The sequence below is a fragment of the Paenibacillus vini genome (assembly GCF_018403325.1).
In the GTDB taxonomy this organism is placed as follows: Bacteria; Bacillota; Bacilli; order Paenibacillales; family Paenibacillaceae; genus Fontibacillus; species Fontibacillus vini.
Genome location: NZ_BOSL01000015.1, coordinates 1 through 15,204, shown reverse-complemented (window position 1 = coordinate 15,204; position 15,204 = coordinate 1). Strand labels below are relative to the sequence as shown.

The following is a 15,204-nucleotide window of genomic DNA, read 5'->3' as shown; positions in this document are numbered from 1 at the left end:
TATTACTTGTTTTTCAAACTGAAAAAAGTGGACTGGCCAATGGTGGGCATCCTCCTTGTATTTATGGTGTTCAGCACGCTGCTGGTCCGAAGCGCCATTGCTCCGTATGAAACCCAATTCAGGGCTTACGATTTGAAAACGCTGGGATTCTATATCGTGGGATTTATCGTGGTATTCGCTATGGCCTTGGTTGATTACAGGACACTTTTGAAATATAGCTGGTATATTTACGGGGGAGGCTGCTTCCTGCTTGTCCTGGTGTTCTTGTTTGCCCCGGAAATTAATGGAGCGCGCAGTTGGTTCATGATTCCGGGTGGACTGCAGTTTCAACCTGCCGAACTCGTCAAGATCATACTGATTCTGACTACGGCTTACTTGCTGGGTCAGCGAAACGGACAGCAACTGCGCTTTCGCCGGGACATTATCCCCATCTCGGCAGTGACGTTGCTTCCGTTTATTTTGGTGCTTATTCAACCCGATTTGGGCAACGCCATTATTTATCTGGTCGTCCTGGTTGCGATGCTGTGGATCGGCAATACAAAGTATAGTCATGTGCTCATCGGACTAACCGTAGTAATAGCTGCCTTAATTGCTTTTGTTACTATTTTCAACACTTACAATGTGCAGATTCACGATTATTTGGAACAGCATAAGAAGCTGCACTGGTACCAGCGAATAAATACGTTCATTAATCCGGACCAGGCTTCAAGCGATGATAAGCATCAGTCCAGTTACGCCAAAATTGCAATCGGCTCCGGGGGGCTGACGGGAGACGGCTATTTGCAAGGTGAACTGAAAAATAAAAAGTTCGTCCCGTATCCTTATTCGGATTCCATCTTTGTGGTGGTCGGTGAAGAATTCGGCTTTCTCGGCTCCGCCTTGCTGCTGCTCATCTACTTCTTGTTTATTTACAGGATGATTCTCATTGCCTTGCATTGCATCGACAAGCGAGGCGCCTATATGATCGTCGGGATTGCCGCGATGTTTTTGTTCCAGATTTTCGAGAACGTCGGAATGATGATCGGATTAATGCCAATCACGGGGATTACGCTGCCGTTTATTAGTTATGGCGGGACCTCGCTGCTGATCAATATGCTTTGTATTGGATTGGTATTCAGCATTAAGCTGCATCAGGAAAAGTATAAAGTGGATTAAAGAACCGGTGCCGAAGGGCATCGGTTTTTTTGCGGTTCATATTTCGGTCAAGCCCCTCATACATATAAATCACGAGATGTGACCGGGAGGGTGCGAGAAATGGATGTGAAATCGAATGTGCGAAAGCGCCGCGAAGAACGCATCAGACAGTTGACTGCCGGAGATTTGGCGGGAGCGGGAGCGGGACATGCCCCCGCGGCGGACGGAATGCCCGGAAATACGGAAGTGGTCAGAGGAGACAAGCAAGCGCCGAAGCCTCTATTTTCAAGAGAAGTGGATGAGCCAGATCCCGAGCTCCTGTGGAAACGGGGGCAAGGCCGATGGAATGATAGCGATGTGCCTGGTTCGGGAGACGGCGGTTATTCCGGAGGCAACAAGACCTCATTTTGGAGTATGTTGTTCCTGAGAATGATCATCAGCGCTCTTTTGTTTGCTGCATTATGGGGAATTGAACGGTATGAGCCCGCCTGGTCTCTTCCGGTCCGTGCCTTCGTGGCCCAATCGCTTACGCAGGAAATGGATTTTGGCGCCGCAGAGGCTTGGTATGAGCGTACTTTTGGGGGGCCGCCTTCCTTTATTCCAATCTTTAAACACAATGAAGAGAAAGGTTTAAAGGTAGGGACGGTCACCGGATTTGTGACTCCGATCGAAGGGACATTGGCATCTCCTTTTGCCCTTAACCTGAAAGGGGTGGAGATTATCCCGACGGGAGATTCGGGCGGCGGAGATCAGGTTAAAAGCGTAGAAACGGGACGTATTCTCAGCGTAGCCCGTGACGCCATAACCGGAATGACGGTAACGGTTCAACATGCGAACGGGTATGTATCGGTCTATGGACATCTGGAACAGCCCTCGGTAGCCAAAGGCGATTGGGTGGAGGGGGGCGACGTCCTTGGAAAAATCGTAGCCCCGAGCGAGAACGAATTTCCAACCCTGTATTTTGCGATGAAAAAAAATGATCGGTATATTGATCCGGCGGATGTGATTCCTTTTGATTAAGTGGGGCGGCATCAATATCTCTTTTCATCCCTTTTTTATACTAATTATGCTGGCTTCCATTTTTACCGGTCATTTTTTGGAGCTTCTCGCCTTGTTTGCCATCGTGTTCGTTCACGAGCTCGGCCATGTGGCTTGCGCCCGGCTATTCGGCATTCACGTATCGTCCATACAAATGCTCCCTTTTGGCGGCGTTGCGGTCATGGAGGATACCGGACATTTGACTGCCGGACGTGAGGTGGCCATTGCGCTGGCCGGACCGGCGCAAAACCTGCTGATGATTGGAATCTCCTGGCTTCTTCATGCCACCGGCATTTGGGAGGGGCCGTTTTTTTCTTATTTTGTAGAAAGCAACTTGTTAATCGCCTTGTTTAATTTGCTCCCGATTTTGCCGCTGGACGGAGGAAAGGTTTGCCAGGCCTTATGCAGTAAGGGGCTTCCGTTTCATTCCACGCTGGTTTGGTCGCTTCGCATCAGCATCCTGTTCAGTTTGTTTGTGACGGTGTATTCTGTTGCTCCGCTGGTGCTGGGTTATGGGGCGCTGCAAATGAACCTGTTATTGGTAGGCGTGTTTTTGCTTTATTCCAATATAACGGATTATCGAAATATCCCGTACCGGTTCTTGCGGTTTCTCGTTAACCGTGAGAATGAATTTGCCCGCCATCTATTGGCCGGGAGTCTGGCACAGCCGATTGTTGCCGACAAAGCGAAACCTTTGGACGGACTTTTGCGTCTCTTTAAAAGGGAAAAGTATCATTTCATATATATTATGAATGCTCAAGGGAATATTGTAGCTGTGGTGCCGGAGCAACGGGTAATTTCCTCTTATTTGCGGGGAGATCCCGGCGCTTGATTATGGGAGGCCATGTTATAATGAAGAAGACGGCTTGGATAGAACGTAAGAGTGAGGGTGAGGTCAATGAAACAGTTGATTGTTCACTGCGGCCCTGATTCCACCCAGATGGCGCTGCTTGAAGAAGGAAAATTGGTGGAATATGCAGCGGAGCGTTCTCAAAAAAGAGGACTGGTAGGCAGTTTTTTTAAAGGAAAAGTCATGAATGTGATACCCGGTATGCAGGCTGCTTTCGTTGATATCGGCCAGAAGAAGAATGCATTCCTATATATCGATGATTTATTGCATCCTCATTTGGAGAAACAGCCTAAGCAAAAGCCTCCGATTTCGGACTTGCTTAAGCCGGGACAGGAATTAATTCTGCAGGTAGTTAAAGAAGCAATCGGAAACAAAGGGGCGCGCGTAACGACGCACTATTCGCTACCCGGTCGTTGGCTTGTTTATATGCCGTCAGCCGGGTATGTTGCCGTATCCAAGAAAATCGGGCAAGAGGAAGAACGTTCCCGTCTCAGAGAGATCGGGGAGGAGCTGCGTACGCCTGAAGAAGGGCTTATCCTGCGGACGGTTGCCGAATATGCGGAGAAAGAAGCGGTCGCGGAGGATCTTGCCCAGTTAAGAGAGCAATGGGGAACGATTTTGCTTAAAGGTGAACAAGCTTCCGCCCCTGCCGCTTTACATCATGATCTTAGCATGGTTCAACGGCTGATGCGGGATGTGTATAGCCCGGCAACGGATGAGCTGATCATGGATTGCCCGGAACAAGCCGGAGAGGCGACTGCTTTTTTGGCGGCAATGCTGCAAGGTAAACAACCGAATGTCCGAATTTACAAGGCCGATATTCCTCTATTTGATTACTACGGAATCAAGCAGCAACTGGATAAGGATTTTCAGCGCAAAGTGTGGCTGCCCGGAGGCGGGTATCTGGTTTGGGACACGACGGAAGCTTTGACGGTGATCGATGTGAATACCGGGAAATTTACCGGCGGAGACAATTTGGAAGATACCGTATTTCGGACGAATGTGGAGGCGGCCCGGGAAATTGCGAGGCTGGTCCGGCTCCGGGATACCGGCGGAATTATCATTGTCGATTTCATTGATATGAGCAGCGAGCATCATCGTACGGCCGTGTGCGATACGTTGGAAGCTTCGCTGAACGGGGATCGGACACAGCATCATATATTAGGCTGGACCAAGCTTGGATTGCTGGAAATGACCCGGAAAAGAATGAGGGAGCAACCTATTTTTTTAGGTGATGATTGATTTCTTAATGAACCCATGGTAGTATATTAAGGTATGTGTTATGAGTTAGCCTTGTACACATGCTGTAACCGCTCCGATCGGGTTAGAAAGTCCGTTTGTTCTTAAGGACAACGGCACCTAAATCAGGCGAGTCTGAGACATGAGGAGGTGCAAGCAAATGTACGCAATTATCGAAACTGGCGGTAAACAATACCGTGTTCAAGAAGGCGATGTTCTTTACATCGAGAAATTGAACGCTGAAGATGGCGCAAGCGTGACGTTCGATCGCGTGTTGGCAGTATCTAAAGGTGAAGGTTTGGTAACGGGAGCTCCATTGGTATCCGGCGCAAGTGTAACGGCGAAAGTCGAAAAACACGGCAAAGGCCAAAAAGTTGTCGTTTACAAATACAAGCCTAAGAAGAACTACCACAAAAAACAAGGTCATCGTCAACCTTACACGAAAGTGACCATCGAGAAAATCCAAGCGTAAGTAGGTGCGGTAGATGATTATCGTCTCCATTCTGCGCGGCAGGGATAACGACATAACAGGGTTTGAAGTGTCAGGTCATGCTGGCTACGCCGAATCAGGACAGGATATCGTATGTGCCGGTGTATCCGCCGTTACTGTTGGTACGGTGAATTCTATCGAGGCACTGACGGGAACCGTGATGGATGCCGAAATGAAAAACGGCTTTCTAAACGCAAAACTTCCCGGAGATGTTGCTCCGAAAGCGGCTGAACAGGTGCAATTGCTGCTCTTATCCATGGTCGTTATGCTTCAGAGTATCGAAGGCTCATACGGATCGTATATTAAAATAAAAGACGTTATTATTTGAAAAAGGAGGTAGATGGACAATGTTGAAATTGGATCTTCAGTTGTTCGCTTCGAAGAAGGGCGTAGGCTCCACGAAGAACGGACGTGACAGTATTGCGAAACGCCTTGGCGTTAAACGTGCAGACGGTCAAACCGTTACCGGCGGAAGCATTCTTGTTCGCCAACGCGGCACGAAAATTCATCCGGGTACCAACGTGGGAATCGGTAAAGACGACACGCTGTTTGCAAAAGTGGATGGCGTCGTGAAATTCGAACGTTGGGGTCGCGACCGTAAAAAAGTGAGCGTCTACCCAGTGGAAACCGCTCCTGTAGCGGCTGCAGTAGAAGCTTAAGAGCTTCGCTTCGGTTATAACTTTCGAAAGCCCTCGGCATGTGAATGCCGGGGGCTTTCTTTTTGACATGATGGAATGATAAGCCGAAATTGTTTCGCAGGGTGAAGCAGAAAGTATATATTTTGGAACGTTATTCGGACAAGGTTTGTGATATACTGGGTAATGATGTCAGGGTGGAAGGTTCGCCCAATCTGTTTAGAGGAACGGGGTAACTCATGAAACATCGGTTCACGGCGTCGGCGATCGTGGCTGCGCTATCCATTGCTTGTCTGGTTCTTATGTATTATTTTCATTCACCGGCTGGCTATACTCTTATCGGCTTATGCCTGTTGTTCCTATTTTTCGGGTATGTAAAGTATGTAAACAGACAGGCGGAAAACGAGCGAAAGCAACTGCTCGAATCCGTTCAACGGACGGCTGCAGCGACCCTTGGCCATCATCGCCATGACTGGATGAACGATCTGCAAATTTTATACGGATATATCCAGCTGGGCAAGTATGATAAACTGGCGGGCTGTGTGGAAAGAATAAAGGAACGGATGGCAGCGGACAGTAAAATTTCCAGGTTAGGTATTCCTTCGCTTGTTTTTTACCTCCACTCGTTTCGGGAAATGAACGGTTCGGTCCAGCTTGAAGTTTGCATACAGGACGACCTCCAACTCGGTGACCTGTTGACTGCAGAGGATGCGGAACAATTCACGGAAGCGATTATTTCGACGATCCGGGCATATCAGTTTACGGGACGTTCCTCCTGGGGAGAGGTCTTGCAGCTTAAATTGTCCATTTGCCGGGAAGGCGGCGAAGTGCTGGCCATGTTTGAACGGCAAGATCATACGTTGGACAATATAGAGATATTAAAACGCCACCTGAATGAATGGAATACCGGCAAAAGAGTGCTGGCGGAGCAGATCGATTCGAGACCCGAATCCTTAAGACTCCGCGTAGCTTGCGCAAACTAGAATGAGGTGAATGCATGTTTGTAGATAAAGCAAAGATATATGTTAAAGGCGGAGATGGCGGAGACGGAATCGTTGCTTTCCGCAGAGAGAAGTATGTGCCTGATGGCGGACCGGCCGGCGGCGACGGGGGCAAAGGCGGCGACGTCATATTCCGGGTCGACGAGGGCCTCAGAACGTTGATGGATTTCCGGTACCAACGTCACTTCAAGGCGGAACGCGGGGAAAAGGGACGCAACAAGAGCCAGCACGGCGCTAATGCGGAAAGTATGGTAGTACGCATTCCTCCGGGTACGGTCCTTATTGATGACGACACGCAGGAAGTGTTGGCGGATATGACGCATCACGGCCAGCAAATCGTCGTGGCAAGAGGAGGACGCGGAGGACGCGGAAACATTCGCTTCGCTACGCCGAACAATCCGGCCCCTGAATTGGCCGAGCATGGCGAGGAAGGTCAGGAACGCTGGATTGTGCTTGAGCTGAAGGTGATGGCGGATGTCGGGCTGGTCGGTTTCCCGAGCGTCGGCAAATCGACGCTGCTGTCCGTCGTATCGGCAGCCAAACCGAAAATCGGAGCCTATCATTTTACAACAATTACGCCGAATCTCGGTGTCGTAGATGTCAGTGAAGGCCGCAGTTTCGTCATGGCCGACCTCCCGGGGCTTATTGAAGGAGCTCATGAAGGTGTTGGGCTTGGACATGAATTTTTGCGTCATGTGGAGCGCACCCGGATCATTATTCATGTCGTTGATATGGCCGGTTCCGAAGGGCGGGATCCTTTTGACGACTGGATGAAGATCAATGATGAGCTTAAGCTCTATAATGCCGATTTAGAGAGCCGTCCACAAATCGTGGCCGCCAATAAAATGGATATGCCCGAAGCGGAGGAGAATCTGGAGAAGTTCCGCGAACAAGTGAAGGAAATCCGTCCGGACCTGGAGATTCTCCCTATTTCTTCGTTGACCCGCCAAGGCGTGCAAGAACTGCTTTACCGGGCTGCCGATATGTTGGATGAAATTCCGGAAGCACCAGCTATCGAAGAGGTTACGGAGCTCAGCGAACGGAAAATTTACAAACTGGATAAAACGGAAGACAACAGCTTCACGATCCGGAGAGAGAACGAGATGTTTATCGTCGAGAGTCCTAAGATCGAGCGGATGATGAAGCGTATGCAGCTTCATACCCATGACGCGATCTTAAAATTGGCCCGGACTATGCGCCATATGGGTGTGGACGAGGAGCTGCGGAACCGGGGCGCTAAAGACGGAACCTTGGTCCGCATCGGCGATTTTGAATTTGAATTTGTTGAAGGCAGCAGCTACTATTATTAAGATGCAATGCAGGTCCATGTACACCATGAAACGGATACTATCCTAGAGCAGGATATAGTATCCGTTTTTCTTATAAATAGCGCCTATTACACAAATGTGGATTGCCTCATGGGAAGCTTTCCGTTATAATGTCCACTATACGAAAACATAAGTCTCTAAGGGGAGGACGTTTGTGAAGGAACGTTATTATCTGGTCCGCGAGGATATTTTGCCTGAGGCTGTCATCAAGACGTTGCAAGTTAAGCAGCTTCTTGCTGTCGGAGATGTAAAAACCGTGCATGAAGCGGTCGCCCAGGTAGGATTGAGCCGAAGTGCCTTTTATAAATACAAAGATGGCATTCATCTATTAAATGAGATTGAGCGGGACAGCATTGTTACTATCTCCTTTGACCTGGAGCACACTTCGGGTATTTTGTCTAAAGTGCTGTCGTTAATTGCCGGCTCGGGAGGAAATGTTCTGACGATCAATCAGAGCATACCGCTTCAAGGCAGAGCCAATGTGGTTATTTCCGTGGAAACCTCCAGATTGACGGAAGAATTGGATGCCTTGATGGAATTGCTTCAAACCACCCCCGGCGTCAGAAAAACGCAGATCGTCGGTCAGGGATAAGTCATTCGTTCTTTACCACTTATTACAAGGGAGGGGTCAGAAAGTGAAACCCGTTAAAGTAGGATTGCTTGGATTGGGCACGGTGGGAACCGGTGTCGTACGGATTGTTGAAGGACATCAGGAGGACTTGAGCAGTCAAGTCGGGTCCCCGATCGTCATTGAGAAAATAGCGGTTAAGAGTCTGGATAAGAAGCGGAACATTGAAATAGAGCGAAGCAAGTTGACGGAAGATCCTTGGGAGGTCATCCGCGATCCCGAAATCGACGTTATTGTGGAAGTAATGGGCGGCATTGCCGGCACTAAAGAATACATTCTGGAAGCCCTTGACCGGGGAAAGCACATCGTTACGGCCAATAAGGATCTGATGGCGTTGTACGGATCTGAAATTTTGGCCAAAGCGCTGGAGAAGCAATGCGATGTGTTCTATGAAGCGAGCGTGGCAGGCGGCATCCCGATCATACGTACTTTGATTGAAGGTTTCTCTTCGGATCGGATCATGAAAATCATGGGTATTGTCAACGGGACGACGAATTATATCCTGTCCAAGATGAGCCAGGAAGGTGCTTCCTATGAAGACGTCCTTGCTGAAGCCCAGGAGCTTGGCTATGCTGAGGCGGATCCTACTTCCGATGTCGAAGGACTTGATGCGGCCCGCAAAATGGCCATTCTCGGAACGCTCGGGTTCCGGACCAATGTTGAATTGCAGGACGTACAGGTTCGCGGAATTTCGTCCGTTAGCAAAGAAGACATCCAGTATGCAAAACGTCTCGGTTATGAGATGAAATTGCTCGGGATCGCGGATCGTCAGGATGACGAGTTCAGTATCGCCGTACAGCCGACCATGGTGAAGAAGAGCCATCCGATTGCGGCGGTGAACGGAGTGTTTAATGCGGTATACGTATATGGCGAAGCGGTAGGCGAGACGATGTTCTACGGAGCCGGGGCCGGCGAAATGCCGACGGCCACTTCCGTCGTTGCCGATCTGGTCGCGGTCGTTAAGAACCTGAAGCTGGGCGTTAACGGTCTGAAAGCTATTGTGCCTTACAAACCAAAAAAATTGAAAAATGACGATCAGATCTCATTTAAAAACTTCCTTCTGCTTCAGGTATCTGATAAAGCCGGGGTGTTGGCTCAGATTACACAGGTGTTCGCTGAATACGAAGTAAGTCTGGAATCGGTAGTCCAGTCGCCTAATGTGGATACTCCTGACGCTGAAATTATGATTGTTACCCATAACGCCAGCAAGGCTAGTATGGATCAAGTACTGAACCATTTCGAAACCCTGGATGTGATTCGTCGGGTTAAGAGCGTATATCGCGTAGAAGGCTAGTAAACCTGAATTTTATATAAATAAGTATCCCATATTCATAAAAGGAGTTTCATCTTATGAACGGCATGTGCATGACACAAACTTGTATAGAATATGGAGGGGAGGTGCGCTATGATCCGGAATGAAGGGGTCCGGGTAAAAGTCCCGGCAAGCACGGCCAATTTGGGGCCGGGTTTCGATACTCTCGGCATGGCGCTCACCCTCTATGCATGGATCGAAATGAAACCGGCGGAAGCCACCGTTTTTCACCTGCATGGCGAGAATCTGGATGGACTGCCGACGGACAAGAGCAATTTGCTTTATAAAGTAGCCCAATCCGTGTTTGATGAAGCGGGAGTATCGCTTCCTGAGCTTGAAATTACGATGTATTCCGATATTCCTTTGACCCGCGGGCTTGGAAGCAGCGCTTCGGCTATCGTGGGCGCCCTGTATGCCGCCAATTTGCTGATCGGTTCGCCGCTGAGCCTTGGCCGACTATTCAATATGGCTACGGCACTTGAACATCATCCGGACAATGTGGGGGCTTCGCTATACGGAGGAATCATCACGGCTGTTTGGGACGGGGCGCACGCAGAAGCGTTGCGGATTGAACCACCGGAACAGCTTGATGTGCTGGTAGCCATTCCGGATTTTCAGCTGTCCACTTCGAAAGCCAGAGAGGTATTACCCAAGCAAATTGGCATGAGCGACGCCGTCTATAACATAAGCCGCGCTTCCTTGCTGACCGCCGCTTTAACCATGGGCCGGTTGGATTTGATCAAGGATGCGATGCGGGATCGGCTGCATCAGCCTTATCGGGCCTCGCTCGTCCCGGGAATGGGACGCATTCTGGAGGAAGCGACCGAGCATGGAGCGCTTGGAACAGCCCTCAGCGGCGCCGGCCCTACGTTGCTGGCACTGGTTGACCGGACGGATAATCAGGGTGAAGAGCTTAGAAGCTTTTTGTTGGGTGTGCTAGGGAACGAAGGGATTACGGCAAGGACGCTTTGGTTAAAACCTTGCACACATGGCGTTACCGAGCTTACTATTATTAAAGGCTCTTCATTACTGGATATGATTAAAGGGGAAGTAAAAGCATGAAACGAATAGCATTGCTACCGGCAGGATCGGTATCCCACGAGGCGGTGCTTCACTTGTTCGGAGACGAACCGGTGGAACTGCTACATTATAAGCAAATTTCGGATGTTTTCTTGGCTGCCGCAAACGGCATCAGCGATTACAGCGTGATTCCGATGGAAAATACGATTGAAGGCTCGGTCAGTTTGCATATGGACTGGCTTGTCCATGAGGTCGACATTCCGATGCAGGTCGAATGGGTATATCCGTCGATTCAAAATCTGGTCGGCAATCGCAACGAATTTGAAGCTTCTTCGGGTGAAGGCATCGACTTTTTGAAAGTTAAGAAGGTTCTCTCTCATCCGGTGGCCATGGCGCAGTGCCTGCAGTTTATCCGGTCCCGCATGCCTCATGCGGAGCTGGAGCATGTAGGAAGTACCTCCGAGGCCGTGGAGCTGGTAAAGCAGCATCCCGGATCCGGCTGGACGGCGGTAGGGACCACCTTAGGAGCCAAACATCACGGACTTGATATTCTTGCGGAAAAGGTTACGGACCACGACAATAACTATACCCGGTTTGCGTTGATCGGGCCGTCGCCTTTGCAAATCGGTTCTAGGCCTTCCGAGGCCAAGACCAGCATTCTCGTTACCTTGCCCGAGGATTTTCCGGGCGCGCTTCATCAGGTTCTCTCGGCGTTTGCCTGGCGGAAACTGAACTTGTCGCGAATCGAATCCCGGCCTACCAAAAAACGGCTGGGTAATTATTACTTTTATATGGATGTGCTTGCTCCGATGGATTCGGTGCTTCTTCCGTCCGCGATCGGGGAAATTGAGGCTTTGGGCTGCCAGGTACGGATTCTGGGCAGTTATCCCAGTTACACTTATGAAGGATTAAAATCGGAGGTGCAGAAATAATGGCAGAACAATGGATCTATTTAGACGGACAATTCGTAACCAAGGAAAATGCAAAAGTTTCGGTATTCGACCACGGTTTTTTATACGGTGACGGGATATTTGAAGGTATCCGTATCTACAACGGCAATATTTTCAAATGCAAAGAACACTTGGACCGTCTGTATGACTCGGCAAAATCGATCATGCTCAACATTCCGCTGACCTTTCAGGAAATGGAGGAGGCTCTTGTTGAAACGCTGCGCCGCAACGAACTGCGCGATGGATATATCCGCCTGGTCGTATCGCGCGGGATGGGTAATTTGGGACTCGACCCGAACCGTTGTCCGAAGGCTTCGGTCGTTATTATTGTGGAGCAACTCGCGATTTACTCGGAGGAAGCTTACAAAACCGGGCTTAAGACCGTATCCGTCTCCACTAAACGGAATCTCCCGGATGCCTTGAATCCGAAGATCAAATCCCTGAACTATTTGAACAATATTCTTGTGAAAATCCAGTCGAATCTGTCGGGAGCGGGCGAGGCGATCATGCTGAATGCTCAAGGCTACGTTACTGAGGGTTCCGGGGATAATATTTTTGTCATAAAAAACGGTGTGATCACTACGCCTCCTTGCTACTTGGGAGCTCTTGACGGGATTACTCGCCAGGCGATCATCGAAATTTGCAACAATAAAGGCCTCAAAATCAAAGAGGAGCCATTCACGCTTCATGATGTCTATGTAGCGGATGAAGTTTTCCTGACGGGCACGGCGGCCGAAGTAATTGCGGTACGCGAGGTAGACGGCCGGATTATCGGCGAAGGCCATGCAGGCCCGATCACGTTGAAGCTGCTTGAAGAGTTCCGTAGCATCGTTGACAAAGACGGCTTAAAAGTGTGGTAATTGCATAGCAAGGCGCGTATTCTTAGAATTTTGAATCAAAATCCTGTTCGTTTCGGAAGAGACGGATAGGATTTTTTTATTGTGCGGGGATGTCAAAAACATGGGCTCCTGCATAGGATGTATTAATTGGGCCCCGGGCGGGAGAGTCGCGTACCGGAGAAGAATTCTAGGAGGTCTTTAACGCGTGAAAATCCACATTGTTAAAAAGGGCGACACTTTATTTGATCTCTCAAAAAAGTATCAGGTGCCTTTGCAAAAGCTGATTGAGGCCAATCCGCAAATCGTTAATCCGGATCAACTCAATCTAGGCGACAAGGTAAAGATTCCGTCGTCCGCTGTTCCGGTTGATGGCGAAGGAGCCAATGTTTACAAGCATACAGTCAAACAGGGAGATTCTTTATGGAAGCTGGCTAAAGCCTGGGGGCTTCCGCTGCAGTCCCTGATTCAAGCCAACCCTCAATTGAGCGATCCCAATGTGCTTAAGGTTGGAGAAGTCGTCAATATTCCGACCCAAGGACAGAACGCGCCGTCGGATCCTCCCGCAAATGAAAACAATGCCAATCAGGCGCCGATTGTGTCCGGGCCAACCGGAAAGAAAAATACGGCGCCTATAGCGGGAGGGCAGAAACCTGAACAAACTAAGCCGATTCCTGCTCCTGCTCCGGCCCCGGTGCCATTACCGGCCCCGGCACCTGAGAATGTGGAGCCGCCGAAGCCAGCACCCGTTCCTGTTCCGATCCAAGTAGAAATCGATGTAGAGCATATTACTTATGAACCGATTCAATATGAGAACATTAAGATCGAGCATATTAAAGCAGAAGAGCCTTGCCCGCCTAAACAAGAATATCCGGTCCTCCCTTCTCCTTATCATTATCAGGTAGAACAACCCGTTTATATTGCTCCTGCTCATACTTCCTCTCCATGCGGGTGTTCGGATAAGGGGCCAAAAATGGAGAACGAAAATTTGTTTTATCAGTATCCAATGCATGCCGAGATGGTGTCCTCATATTATGATTTTCCACAAATGCCTCAGGAGCAGGTAATGGGGATGCAAATGCAACACTCCTTTGGAGGCGAGTATCCGGGAATTTCAAACGCTCCGTTCCATCAAGCGCCTGTAACGGGATATTCCATGGAGCCATGCCCGGAGCATCTAATGGATAACAAACATTACGAATCACCGTGGCAGCATCCGTTAATGGGCGAGAATTATCCGCATCATTCCGTACATCCAAATGAGATGTATGGCGGTATGCATCATCAGCAGGGCTACGGCTGGCCGATTCCATACGGACCATCCACCTGTTGCGGACCGCAAGCAATGCCTATACAGGATTATCATCATGAAATGATGTATCCTAATGCAATGCACCCTAACGCCATGCACCCTAATGCTATGCATCCTAATGCTATGCATCCTAACGCTATGCACCCTAATGCTATGCATCCTAACGCTATGCATCCAAATGCTATGCATCCTAACGCTATGCATCCAAATGCTATGCATCCAAACGCTATGCATCCAAATGCCATGAACCCCTATGGATATGCGCCTGCTTATCAGGAACCGTATGGAGTTATGGGAGAGCAAGTTGCTCCCGGAATGCCAGGAATGTCCGGAATGCAGGGGATGTCTGGGATGCCAGGGATGTTTGAAATGCCGGGAATGTCTGAAATGCCAGGAATGGCCGGAATGTCTGGAATGCCGGGAGTAGCGGGTATTCCGGTTCAACCGAATGTACCTATGGCTCCTCTGGGCGGCTTCGGCGTTCCTGAACCAGTATTGTTTGACCGGAATACCGTAGCCACTGAGTTGACGGGAACGGTTGATCAACAGAGCTTAGAAGGCTCGGAGAATGTTGCCGAAGTCCAATCTAAGGTTAAAACAAAAGGGAAAAAAGATGTAAAAGTATCGGGGAGTGCCGTTTCGGGGAAAACAAACAAGAAGAGATCAGGATCTTCCTCAGGGAGCTCGGAAAAAAAAGAACGCCAAGCAACAGGGCGAGCTAGAAACAGCTCTGAAAATCGGAACCCGTGGATTAAGGAATAGTTAGTGAAAAAAGCGGAGTTTTGCGACTCCGCTTTTTTTATGTTGTTCTTCCATTAATTTCAGCTATTAAATTGCTTGAGGCGTTAAAAGATTTATGATATAGTAAGTATCCCGGTGAGAGCCTAACTCTTTTACCGGAAAAGAAAGCTAGCTTAAAAATTGATAGAGTGAAAAACTTCTCCAAAAAAGTGCTTGCTTTCTTCGCTAGAACATGATATATTATTTAAGTCGCCGCTGAAACGCAGCGACGAACGAAAGCGAAGTTGATCTTTGAAAACTGAACAACGAGTGAGTATTAAATAGAGAAATTAGTTTTTCTCGTCAGTTTCAAAATTAGCAAGTCAAACACTTTATTGGAGAGTTTGATCCTGGCTCAGGACGAACGCTGGCGGCGTGCCTAATACATGCAAGTCGAGCGGACTTGATGGAGTGCTTGCACTCCTGATAGTTAGCGGCGGACGGGTGAGTAACACGTAGGCAACCTGCCCGTAAGACTGGGATAACTACCGGAAACGGTAGCTAATACCGGATAATTTATTTCATCGCATGGTGGAATAATGAAAGACGGAGCAATCTGTCACTTACGGATGGGCCTGCGGCGCATTAGCTAGTTGGTGGGGTAACGGCTCACCAAGGCGACGATGCGTAGCCGACCTGAGAGGGTGAACG

The 15,204-nt window shown here is 49.2% G+C and carries 15 protein-coding genes, 1 rRNA gene and 1 other annotated feature; all 16 genes read left to right on the top strand.

Features of this window, described 5'->3' with window-relative positions; genetic code table 11:
- Nucleotides 1–6 precede the first annotated feature (6 nt).
- On the top strand, nucleotides 7–1,155 hold the full coding sequence (locus KJS57_RS19830) for an FtsW/RodA/SpoVE family cell cycle protein (protein WP_211023229.1): 1,149 nt from the start codon (nucleotides 7–9) through the stop codon (nucleotides 1,153–1,155).
- Between the two features lie 99 nt (nucleotides 1,156–1,254).
- On the top strand, nucleotides 1,255–2,154 hold the full coding sequence (locus KJS57_RS19825; RefSeq protein ID WP_211023227.1) for a M23 family metallopeptidase: 900 nt from the start codon (nucleotides 1,255–1,257) through the stop codon (nucleotides 2,152–2,154).
- On the top strand, nucleotides 2,147–3,004 hold the full coding sequence (locus tag KJS57_RS19820; protein ID WP_213656090.1) for a M50 family metallopeptidase: 858 nt from the start codon (nucleotides 2,147–2,149) through the stop codon (nucleotides 3,002–3,004). Before KJS57_RS19825 ends, KJS57_RS19820 begins: the two co-directional genes overlap by 8 nt.
- 66 nt (nucleotides 3,005–3,070) lie before the next feature.
- A complete protein-coding gene (locus KJS57_RS19815) occupies nucleotides 3,071–4,264 on the top strand; it encodes an Rne/Rng family ribonuclease (protein ID WP_213656089.1) in 1,194 nt (397 codons plus the stop codon).
- 56 nt (nucleotides 4,265–4,320) lie between these two features.
- Nucleotides 4,321–4,408 (top strand) — a sequence feature (ribosomal protein L21 leader region).
- Nucleotides 4,409–4,421: 13 nt separating this feature from the next.
- Entirely contained in the window at nucleotides 4,422–4,733 is a 312-nt protein-coding gene (gene rplU / locus KJS57_RS19810) for a 50S ribosomal protein L21 (protein WP_044481735.1), read from the top strand.
- 13 nt (nucleotides 4,734–4,746) lie between these two features.
- Nucleotides 4,747–5,079 (top strand): ribosomal-processing cysteine protease Prp, encoded by a 333-nt coding sequence (locus tag KJS57_RS19805; protein WP_211023221.1) that lies wholly within the window; start codon nucleotides 4,747–4,749, stop codon nucleotides 5,077–5,079.
- 19 nt (nucleotides 5,080–5,098) lie between these two features.
- Complete coding sequence (rpmA, locus tag KJS57_RS19800; protein ID WP_044481732.1) at nucleotides 5,099–5,410, top strand: 50S ribosomal protein L27; 312 nt, start codon at nucleotides 5,099–5,101, stop codon at nucleotides 5,408–5,410.
- 215 nt (nucleotides 5,411–5,625) lie between these two features.
- Nucleotides 5,626–6,369: a Spo0B domain-containing protein gene (locus tag KJS57_RS19795; RefSeq protein ID WP_211023219.1), complete on the top strand. Its 744-nt coding sequence runs from the start codon at nucleotides 5,626–5,628 to the stop codon at nucleotides 6,367–6,369.
- 14 nt (nucleotides 6,370–6,383) lie between these two features.
- Nucleotides 6,384–7,697: a GTPase ObgE gene (obgE, locus tag KJS57_RS19790; protein ID WP_213656088.1), complete on the top strand. Its 1,314-nt coding sequence runs from the start codon at nucleotides 6,384–6,386 to the stop codon at nucleotides 7,695–7,697.
- Between the two features lie 172 nt (nucleotides 7,698–7,869).
- Nucleotides 7,870–8,307 (top strand): ACT domain-containing protein, encoded by a 438-nt coding sequence (locus KJS57_RS19785; protein WP_211023215.1) that lies wholly within the window; start codon nucleotides 7,870–7,872, stop codon nucleotides 8,305–8,307.
- A gap of 43 nt (nucleotides 8,308–8,350) precedes the next feature.
- Nucleotides 8,351–9,637, top strand: coding sequence for a homoserine dehydrogenase (locus tag KJS57_RS19780; protein ID WP_211023213.1), 1,287 nt, complete (start codon nucleotides 8,351–8,353; stop codon nucleotides 9,635–9,637).
- 111 nt (nucleotides 9,638–9,748) lie between these two features.
- Nucleotides 9,749–10,717, top strand: coding sequence for a homoserine kinase (gene thrB, locus KJS57_RS19775; protein WP_213656087.1), 969 nt, complete (start codon nucleotides 9,749–9,751; stop codon nucleotides 10,715–10,717).
- Nucleotides 10,714–11,607 carry a prephenate dehydratase gene (pheA, locus tag KJS57_RS19770; RefSeq protein ID WP_213656086.1) on the top strand — a complete coding sequence of 298 codons (894 nt, stop codon included), beginning with the start codon at nucleotides 10,714–10,716 and terminating at the stop codon, nucleotides 11,605–11,607. Before thrB ends, pheA begins: the two co-directional genes overlap by 4 nt.
- Nucleotides 11,607–12,485: a branched-chain-amino-acid transaminase gene (ilvE, locus tag KJS57_RS19765; protein WP_213656085.1), complete on the top strand. Its 879-nt coding sequence runs from the start codon at nucleotides 11,607–11,609 to the stop codon at nucleotides 12,483–12,485. The genes pheA and ilvE overlap by 1 nt, the downstream gene beginning before the upstream one ends.
- Nucleotides 12,486–12,669: 184 nt before the next feature.
- Complete coding sequence (locus KJS57_RS26540; protein WP_244861637.1) at nucleotides 12,670–14,535, top strand: LysM peptidoglycan-binding domain-containing protein; 1,866 nt, start codon at nucleotides 12,670–12,672, stop codon at nucleotides 14,533–14,535.
- A gap of 350 nt (nucleotides 14,536–14,885) precedes the next feature.
- Nucleotides 14,886–15,204: ribosomal RNA gene (locus tag KJS57_RS19755) — 16S ribosomal RNA — on the top strand; the annotation flags it as partial.